This window comes from Parapedobacter deserti (assembly GCF_042646065.1).
GTDB classification, from domain to species: Bacteria; Bacteroidota; Bacteroidia; order Sphingobacteriales; family Sphingobacteriaceae; genus Parapedobacter; species Parapedobacter deserti.
Genome location: NZ_JBHRTA010000018.1, coordinates 1 through 7,013, shown reverse-complemented (window position 1 = coordinate 7,013; position 7,013 = coordinate 1). Strand labels below are relative to the sequence as shown.

The 7,013-nt window shown below is 48.5% G+C and carries 9 protein-coding genes; 4 read left to right on the top strand and 5 right to left on the bottom strand.

Annotation, left to right across the window (positions count from 1 at the left end; translation table 11 throughout):
* Positions 1-393 precede the first annotated feature (393 nt).
* The 3 genes from ACFOET_RS06670 (at position 394) to ACFOET_RS06660 (ending at position 1,292) form a co-directional block, all read left to right on the top strand.
* Positions 394-603, top strand: coding sequence for a hypothetical protein (locus ACFOET_RS06670; RefSeq protein ID WP_379020850.1), 210 nt, complete (start codon positions 394-396; stop codon positions 601-603).
* Positions 593-931: a hypothetical protein gene (locus tag ACFOET_RS06665; RefSeq protein WP_379020848.1), complete on the top strand. Its 339-nt coding sequence runs from the start codon at positions 593-595 to the stop codon at positions 929-931. The genes ACFOET_RS06670 and ACFOET_RS06665 overlap by 11 nt, the downstream gene beginning before the upstream one ends.
* Before the next feature lie 109 nt (positions 932-1,040).
* Positions 1,041-1,292 carry a helix-turn-helix domain-containing protein gene (locus ACFOET_RS06660; protein ID WP_379020846.1) on the top strand — a complete coding sequence of 84 codons (252 nt, stop codon included), beginning with the start codon at positions 1,041-1,043 and terminating at the stop codon, positions 1,290-1,292.
* A gap of 74 nt (positions 1,293-1,366) precedes the next feature.
* On the opposite strand, the gene ACFOET_RS06655 is transcribed toward ACFOET_RS06660, so the two are convergent.
* Together ACFOET_RS06655 and ACFOET_RS06650 are read right to left on the bottom strand one after the other, a co-directional pair.
* Positions 1,367-1,732 carry a hypothetical protein gene (locus ACFOET_RS06655; RefSeq protein ID WP_379020844.1) on the bottom strand — a complete coding sequence of 122 codons (366 nt, stop codon included), beginning with the start codon at positions 1,730-1,732 and terminating at the stop codon, positions 1,367-1,369.
* Positions 1,733-1,737: 5 nt separating this feature from the next.
* Positions 1,738-2,232 (bottom strand): hypothetical protein, encoded by a 495-nt coding sequence (locus tag ACFOET_RS06650; protein ID WP_379020842.1) that lies wholly within the window; start codon positions 2,230-2,232, stop codon positions 1,738-1,740.
* 481 nt (positions 2,233-2,713) lie between these two features.
* Between ACFOET_RS06650 and ACFOET_RS06645 the strand changes: the two genes are divergently transcribed.
* A complete protein-coding gene (locus ACFOET_RS06645; protein ID WP_379020840.1) occupies positions 2,714-3,049 on the top strand; it encodes a helix-turn-helix domain-containing protein in 336 nt (111 codons plus the stop codon).
* Between the two features lie 79 nt (positions 3,050-3,128).
* Here the strand turns inward: ACFOET_RS06645 and ltrA are convergent, their stop codons facing one another.
* From ltrA to ACFOET_RS06630, 3 genes are all read right to left on the bottom strand, one after another.
* Positions 3,129-4,391 (bottom strand): group II intron reverse transcriptase/maturase, encoded by a 1,263-nt coding sequence (gene ltrA, locus ACFOET_RS06640; RefSeq protein ID WP_379020838.1) that lies wholly within the window; start codon positions 4,389-4,391, stop codon positions 3,129-3,131.
* 622 nt (positions 4,392-5,013) lie between these two features.
* Positions 5,014-5,295: an Imm27 family immunity protein gene (locus ACFOET_RS06635; protein ID WP_379020836.1), complete on the bottom strand. Its 282-nt coding sequence runs from the start codon at positions 5,293-5,295 to the stop codon at positions 5,014-5,016.
* A complete protein-coding gene (locus ACFOET_RS06630) occupies positions 5,292-6,614 on the bottom strand; it encodes a polymorphic toxin type 10 domain-containing protein (RefSeq protein WP_379020834.1) in 1,323 nt (440 codons plus the stop codon). The genes ACFOET_RS06635 and ACFOET_RS06630 overlap by 4 nt, the downstream gene beginning before the upstream one ends.
* Between the last annotated feature and the right edge of the window lie 399 nt (positions 6,615-7,013).

Here is a 7,013-nt window from a genome sequence, read left to right as displayed (position 1 = left end):
TCGGATTGTTCATCCCGTAATTGTAGGGCGACACATTGTCGAACGCTCCGCCAATGGATCCACGCTTTTCCCGACTACAAAATCATACAGCCTCGCGCCGTAATCTAATGACCTTGCGCGCATTTCCGACGTTCCGGCCGTTTTTCTTACAGCCGGATTTTGCTCTTCTCAAGGAACGGTTACACAACCAAAGATAGTTTTTTTACGGATCTATTGACTGTAAGGTTTAGTTTGTTTTTGAGTTCGTGCTTATGAAGGTTAGCCGTCCGTCGTAGCAAGGTAGCCTTCGAACGATAGGCCAGGCTACGCTGGATGATAAGCGAAATGCTGAAAATAATTGCTATTTTTGTAAAAGAGCATTGAACATATAAGTCATTTAAAAAGATATAGAAAATGAAGGTGATAGTTGAAATTCCTGATAATGAAGCAACTTTCGGAATGAAAGTTCTAAAAAGCCTTGCCTTTATAAAAAAAGCAAAACCTATGTCGATAGCTGGTGCTGAACTTTGGGATGACCTTAAAGAAGCCGCCGAACAGGTGCGTCTGCACAAACAGGGGAAACTCAAATTGAAAACCGCCCAGGATCTTTTGAATGAGTTATAACGTTATTCCTACCCATCGTTTTGAGAAAGAGTTAAAACGACTGGTTAAAAAGTTCCCCTCGTTAAAGAAAGAGTATGCCGTATTGATTACAGATATTTCCGAAAACCCCGAAACCGGAACCTTTTTAGGGAATAGCTGTTATAAAATTCGGTTAGCCATCGCTTCAAAAGGCAAAGGAAAAAGAGGGGGTGCAAGGGTAGTTACCCACTTATACATCGCTACCGAAACGGTTTATCTGCTTACCATTTATGATAAAGGCGAAAAGGCCGACCTAAAACCCAATGAACTTAATGAAATAATTGAAAGTCTGGAATTGGATATATCATAAGCCATTCTGGATTTGAAATCCTTTATCTAGCCCTCACGTTGACTATATCTGCATATTGTTTGGAAGGGGGCTGGCCGCCGTGAGCAGCGTATCATGAGAGGTGATAGGTATGTACGAACGGGGCGATGCCCTGCTGTCCATCGAGGTGGCAAGGAAGATAGCGGACAAACTCGACGTGTCGCTCGACTACCTGTCCGGAAAGACCGACAACCAGCTGGACGCAAGGACGCTCGACCGCACCCTCCAGGTCGACCGCGTCCTCCAGGTACAGAAGCTCCCCGAGGACATCCGCGAAAAGCTCTTCTACTTCATCGACATGTCAATCAGGGACAGCAAGGCCAAACAGGCATACGCACAGTAACGAAAAAGCCCGGCGCAAAGGGGGCTGTTACACAACAATGCGTCGGGCTTATTTATACGACTGGGGGATACCCGTCAAGAATTAAAGCAACCTTCAATGCTTTCGCACAGTATCATATCATTGTCTTTTTCAGATATCTCAGATAAATCACTATCGCAAGGATCGAAACTGATGTAAAAAAGCGTTCCCTTTTTAAGAAGTTTGTAAACCTCTACGTTATAAAAAACACGGTCAGACTGGTAATTAAACGCATATTCTTTTATTCTGGAAAAGACTATTTTCAGATACTTTTCGTCCCCATAAAGCAATTTAAAATCGACTTCAATTACAAGACTAAAATTAACCAAGTGCATTTTTATTCCTAAAATAGCTGAACTTAAAATGCTTATATCTGATGACAGTAAATTAAACAGTTTAGTGTCTTTGGCTATATAACTCATTGCTTCTAATTCGGATTATTATTGCGATTCTGCTGTCTTATCCTATCCTTTTCCGATTCATTCGGCTTAGGTTCCCTTCCCGGCTGTCTATCTGTTGGCTTCGGAACTTTAGGGTTTGTATTTGGCTTATGATCGTGCACGTGATCTTTCTGTTCATTTTTTGGAACATTTGGACCGTGTCCTTTATTATATTCTTTCTGAACGTTCCCATCGGGCCCATATACTTTTGTTGTGGTCCCCGGTTCATTGGTTCTAATGGTATTGGGTTCAGCTGTATCCGGCAACCGATTCTGCCGCCTTTTTCCTACTTCGCTATCTGCTGGCGATGCGCCGGAACTTTCTATTAAAGTTCTATAAAGCTCAATATTGGTCCTGGTATTATCCTGAACGGCAATATTCAGACTATTAAAATCCATGTCCTTGGCAGCATTGACCACAACCGCAGCACCTAATGTTACTGCTGCGGCTGTCACCACTTGGCGAACCGTCAGGGCCTCCAACACATATATAATCGGACACCAAGGACAATTACCATCCGGATCGGTTAGCTTAACCGGATTGTTCCAGGCATAGACATATGGTGATTTGTCTATCTGGTTGGGATGTTCGGCGAGTTTATCGACACTTCCCCCACCTCCCGATCACCGGGTCATAGAACCGTGCCCCGTAGTCTTACGACGTTCCGCGGATTTTTCGCGTTCCGGCCTTTTTCCTTACAGCCGGATTTCAGCTTGCTCAAAGAACGTCTTACCTTCCAAAGATAATGTTTTTGCGGATTGTCCGGCCACTGTTTTTTTCGGTTGTTTCCTGGCAATCAACCTTAACCTGCCCGCCGGAGGCTCTGTCTTTACTGCTTTCGGTTCGTGCTTTTAGGGTTAGCCGTCCGTCGCAGCAAAGGTAGCCCTCTAAGGACAGGCAGTCAAGGGCTTTCGCGGCATAAATGCTCGTTATTCGTTTTTAACTCATAAAAGAGAGGTATATATGGCTTTTGGGGATAGACTGGCATTTGCGCGCAAGCAGAGGAAAATGACGCAGGGTGCCCTCGGCGGGAAGGTCGGCACCTCCGGCGATATCATCGGCAAGTACGAAAGGGGCGAGAACATGCTATCGATAGACGTGGCCGCAAAGATGGCCGACGCCCTCGGCGTCACACTCGACTACCTCGTAAAGGACGGCGAGTACGAGCACATCGATAACGAGACGCTCAAACGGCTCAAGGAGGTGCAGGGGCTGGACAGCGACACCCGTGCCCATGTCTTCGCCACCATCGATGCCTTCATCAAGGCCGCAAGGCTCAAGAGCATCGCAGCGCTGTAAATCGAGTAGGAAGATAGGGATTATTTCCCTATCTGTCCTCTCACACCACCGTACGTACCGTTCGGTATACGGCGGTTCTTTAAGTTTTGATTCTAACCTTTTGGTAGTAGTCGGACAAAAACACATACCCTGCCTGCCTAAGTCTATTTATGGTAATAGTGGTAGCAAGGATAAAACTATTGGCAATGTGCCAATGACCTTTCCTTGTGTTCGCCCACTCCCTAGCTTTGGGTTTCTCGGCCCCAAGCTTGACTAGATTCGTCAGTTTGGTTCTAATTCGTTTCCATTGTTTCCAGATGACCATTCTGATTCTTCTCCTATACCATTCATCTACTCTTAGCAGAAGGCTTTGCATATCTGCCAACTTGAAGTAGTTCACCCAACCAATGATGTATTGACGGAGTGATTCCTTCCTGCGGTCATTGCCCCAGCCGTTGCTGCGTGCTGTCAGCTCCTTTAGTTTGGCTTTCATCTTTGACACACTTTTAGGGTGTATCCGTAACCTGCCCTCGCCTTTCGCTTTGTAAAACGAGTAGCCAAGGAATTTAATTTTGGATATGTACGCAACTTGGCTTTTCTCTCTGTTCACTTTCAAGAACAACCTATCCTCAATAAAGCGGATAATCGAACCCATTACACGCTCTGCACTTCGTTTGCTGCTACACAAGATAACCATGTCATCTGCATAGCGGACAAACTTATGACCTCTACGCTCTAACTCCTTGTCCAGTTCATTAAGCATGATGTTGCTCAACAGGGGGCTTAGTGGTCCTCCTTGAGGAACGCCCATCTCACTGGCCTCAATGTTGCCTCCTACCTGTACCCCGGCATTCAGGTATTTGTGTATCAGTGATACTACCCGTCCGTCTTTGATGGTGCGTGAGAGTACTTCTATCAGCTTGCTATGGTTCACCTTGTCGAAGAACTTCTCCAAGTCCAAGTCGACTGCATAACCATTACCTTCCGTGATGTAGTCTCTGCACTTCTTTAGGGCTTGGTGGGCGTTGCGCTTTGGCCTGAACCCATAGCTATGGTCGCTAAACTGTGGTTCGTATAAAGGCATGAGTATTTGGGCAATGGCCTGCTGGACTACCCTGTCAACTACTGTGGGTATGCCTAATTGCCGTTTCTGTCCGTTGTCCTTGGGTATCTCTACCCTGCGAACAGGATTGGGGCGGTATTTGCCCTGCAATATGGATGTTATTAGCTCATCCTTATGAGAAACAAGATAATCCTTAAGGGATTCGACTTCCATCTTGTCAACACCTCCAGCACCTTTGTTGCACTTAACTTGTAGGTAAGCTGCGTTCAGGTTTGATGGTGATAGAATGTATTCTAACATGCCATAACCTAATTGATTATCATCCGTGAGCTTGTTTTCAGTTATCCACATGAAAGTCTGCCCTCCCACTATACCTTCGGATGCCGTCCTATTCTTTTGCGGGCAGGTCTTTTCTTCAAAGATATTCTGCTCTCTTCCTTTCATGCGGTAACATTCATGCAGTTCTCACTACTTAAAGCTCAGCCCTTCCCTGATATAGTCGTTATCTGGTACTATGGCTTCGGCTGACTTCTCATGACTAGCTTTACTCCGTGCTTCTTACTCTGTTTCCGCACGTCCATGAGACCTCCCGTGGTAAGGCAACTCACTTTCACTCCATGTCCCCGCCTCATTTACACTCCAACGTCCGTGTAATCTTTGGACTTTGACTTGTTGTGCAGTCTTGTCCCATTGGATATGCCTGATGAGATTCGTGTTCCTCAGGGCAGAGTTTTGCCGCCAGCTTCCTTCAGATTCCACTTCGCAATGGACACCCTTGCTATTGGCTAGTGGTTGGCGATTACAAACCTCCACAGTGGACTTTCACCACCTAGTTAGTTACCATGCACGGCACACACAAAAAGCCCGGCGCGTTGAACGGCCGGGCTACCATTAAAGCCTTCAAGTTCTTTTAAAGAAACAGCTAAAAGCTATACCTCTTTCTGGCTTCTTCTAATGCGATATTTTTCAAGGCCGGGGCTCCCCCTCCGTGAAGTTCATTGTCCGGATAATACAATTCCCAATATCGATTATCGGATGGATCCAGATATAATTTCTGCCAACCACTGTTATCCGTCGCTACTTCGACTAAGTAATGGTTGACCAATTCATCAATCCGCTTTCCTTCTTCGTCTATTTCCACAGAAGCACCTACTTGCCTCAATGTACCTTTCAATAGCGTTTCGTTCGATTTAAGTTTTGTCATTGTACGATTCTGATTATTGCTCCGTTAGGGATTACTTGATTGGGTATCGTAAACTCTCTTGCTCCGCCGGCTGTTCGACCAAAACCCACAAAACCGGGGTTCGTTCTATTTATGGGAGAACTTAAGCCAATACGCGGCGTACTGAACTCAATTATTCTAAAGCCTGAAGTGCTATTAGGTATCGTCAACCTGTTTGCAATTTGGCTTGCTGAAAGCCCCGCTATATCATCTGCTGCTGTAACAAATACATCAGTGGCCCCGGGAGCACCTAAAGTACCGCTATTAACCTCGGCTGGGACGACTCTTGCTAATCGACTTGGAACGGGGTTACGCACACCATTGGCTCCTCTTGAAAACCAATTTGCAACCACTGGAGCTGCCTTTGACACAACTTTTCCTACCCCAGCTCCGGCTAATCCCCCGGCAGCCGTAGCTGCCGCTTCATCCATGAACCCGTCGGTCACCGGGTCGTATGACTTCTTCTCCGTAAAAGTGCCTTCCCCGAACACCGCGTTCCCCAATGAAGCAAGGGCATTGCCTGTGTTCTTGTGATACAGCTTCCCGCCCGTTTCCTCCAGTATGTTCAGGCGGTGTACACCTTCCGGAAGGTCTTTCCCTACATACGTCCACCCCTGCCTTGTCGTGGATTGGTCTGTCGCGTTCGTGTCGTCAAGGTAATTGCCGTACCTATCTTTTATCCAATCGAACGGCGCCATCCCATCCGGATCAATAAACCGCATCGGGTTGTTAAACCCGTAGCTGTACGGCGAATGCCTCCGCATCTGCTCGGAAAGTGGGTCCACACTGCCGAAACGCCCAATCACCGGGTCATAGAACCTTGCGCCGTAGTCGTAATACCCAGAACCGTCCTGCAGCTCCTTCCCGTTGTAAAGATAGCGGTTTTTCGGCGAAGGTATACTGCCCTGGTTGTACACCGTACCGAAGGGACGGTAGTCCCCCACGAACTTGGCCGTACCCGTGGCGTTTGACGAGAAGCCGCTCCGCGTGTTGCCCAGGTGGTCGCGCAGCACATAGTCGTAGATGCCCGAGGGAAGTATACGCCCCTCCTCCATGTGGATGGCGTTCAATGCACTGCCCTCCCACTCGATGCCGTCGATGTAATCCGTGGTGATGCCACCAACCACCGAACGCAGCTTCCGGCCCGTGGCATCGTACGTGTAGGTCGCCGACGTGCCCCCAACCGCCCGGGGAAGGTTCAGCTCGTTGTACGTAACCGACCGGTTCACCCGCCCGTCCAGCGTCATGTTGCCGTTGGCATCGTACTGGTACGATGCGCTGCCCCCCGTGACCGTCTGCAAACGGTTGCCCCCCGCAGCCGTGTATCCGTACGTNGGCTGATGTTTCCGTTGTACTGCCGGAAAGCAGCCGCCGAGGTGTCCTCGTAGAGCAGCGTCTGCTGGAACTTCGGCGACACCGTACCCTTAAGCCACCCCCGCGCGTTGTAGCTGTAATTGACCGACTCGGCAAACGTGCTCCCGTCCGTGCTGTGCAGCTGCTTGGTCCGCAACTGCCCAACCTCGTTGTAAACGTTGCGCGATACAAGCGTGCGCGTACCCGTGTTCAGCCGCTTCCAGGTATCCACCGGACGCCCGCGGTGGTCGTACGTATGCTCCGTCCTGACGGTGGCCGAAAGGCTCCCCCCGGCGTAATGACGCCGCGTGCTGTTCAGCACCTGCCGCGTGAAGCTGTACTCCGTG

Excerpts from the sequence above, each read along its gene's own strand:
- ACFOET_RS06665 (WP_379020848.1), top strand. The coding sequence starts at position 593 with ATGAGTTATAACGTTATTCCTACCCATCGTTTTGAGAAAGAGTTAAAA.
- ACFOET_RS06670 (WP_379020850.1), top strand. The coding sequence starts at position 394 with ATGAAGGTGATAGTTGAAATTCCTGATAATGAAGCAACTTTCGGAATG.
- ACFOET_RS06635 (WP_379020836.1), bottom strand. The coding sequence starts at position 5,295 with ATGACAAAACTTAAATCGAACGAAACGCTATTGAAAGGTACATTGAGG.
- ACFOET_RS06645 (WP_379020840.1), top strand. The coding sequence starts at position 2,714 with ATGGCTTTTGGGGATAGACTGGCATTTGCGCGCAAGCAGAGGAAAATG.
- ACFOET_RS06655 (WP_379020844.1), bottom strand. The coding sequence starts at position 1,732 with ATGAGTTATATAGCCAAAGACACTAAACTGTTTAATTTACTGTCATCA.
- ltrA (WP_379020838.1), bottom strand. The coding sequence starts at position 4,391 with ATGTTAGAATACATTCTATCACCATCAAACCTGAACGCAGCTTACCTA.
- ACFOET_RS06660 (WP_379020846.1), top strand. The coding sequence starts at position 1,041 with ATGTACGAACGGGGCGATGCCCTGCTGTCCATCGAGGTGGCAAGGAAG.